This window comes from Leucobacter salsicius M1-8, from assembly GCF_000350525.1.
In the GTDB taxonomy this organism is placed as follows: domain Bacteria; phylum Actinomycetota; class Actinomycetes; order Actinomycetales; family Microbacteriaceae; genus Leucobacter; species Leucobacter salsicius.
The window spans coordinates 1-972 of sequence record NZ_AOCN01000020.1; the positions used below are offsets into that span (position 1 = coordinate 1).

A 972-nucleotide genomic window follows, 5' to 3' on the forward strand; every position below is an offset into this window, starting at 1 on the left:
CCTGACCTACAGTTTGGTTTCCACTCGGGGTAGCTAGCCGATGGCCTTCATGAAAGGCTCACAACATGCCACGCCCCTACCCACCAGAGTTCCGTGAACGTGCGATCGCGCTCGTCCGCGAGGGCCGACAGGCCAAGCAAACCGCTGCGGATCTCGGCATCCACGAGGTCACTCTTCATTCCTGGCTCCGTCAAGACGATATCGATAATGGTCGCAGGCCCGGTAGATCTACCAGCGAAGACGCGCAGCTGCGAGCAGCACGAGGCCGGATCAGGCAGCTCGAGCAAGAGCTTAAGATCGTGAAACTGGCGTCGAAATGGCTCGCCGAGGAGGAGCGCGTTGACCCAAAGGGCGCACCCGGTGATCGACCGTCTCGTCGATGCCGGGGCACCCGTAGAGACCTGCTGCCGACTTATGGGGGTCTCTCGGCAGGGCTATTACAGATACCGGAAGCGTCCCACGAGCGCCACGCAATTGCGGAGGCAGTGGCTCACAGGTCTGATTCGTGAAATTCACACGGCTTCGCGTGGTACCTATGGCTACCGGCGTATCCACGCTGAGCTCACCATCGGGATGGAGATACCGTGTTCGAGTCGGCTGATCTCAGTACTGATGACAAAGAGCGCGATGTGCGGGCTTCCGGGCCCGACTCGGGTAAACGGCTGAAAGGCGTGGCTACTGCTGATGATCTCGTGCATCGCAAGTTCCACCGGCTGTCGCCGGACGAGCTCTGGGTGACGGATATCACGGAGCATCCGACGCGGGAAGGAAAGGTTTTCTGCGCGGCGGTGCTTGACGCGTGTAGCCGGAAGATCGTGGGATGGGCGATCGATTCCAAACAAGACTCAACCCTTGTGGTGAATGCCCTCGACATGGCGCTTCGCGCGCGAAAACCTGCCGCAGGGGGCATCGTCCACGCTGATCATGGAGTCCAGTTCACCTCGTGGGCGTTCACCCAGAAGATCCGTTCTG

Annotated in this window: 1 pseudogene; it reads left to right on the forward strand. The window is 60.4% G+C overall.

The window, feature by feature from the left end:
• Positions 1-65: 65 nt before the first annotated feature.
• Positions 66-972, forward strand: a pseudogene (locus C795_RS17770) (IS3 family transposase); the annotation flags it as partial.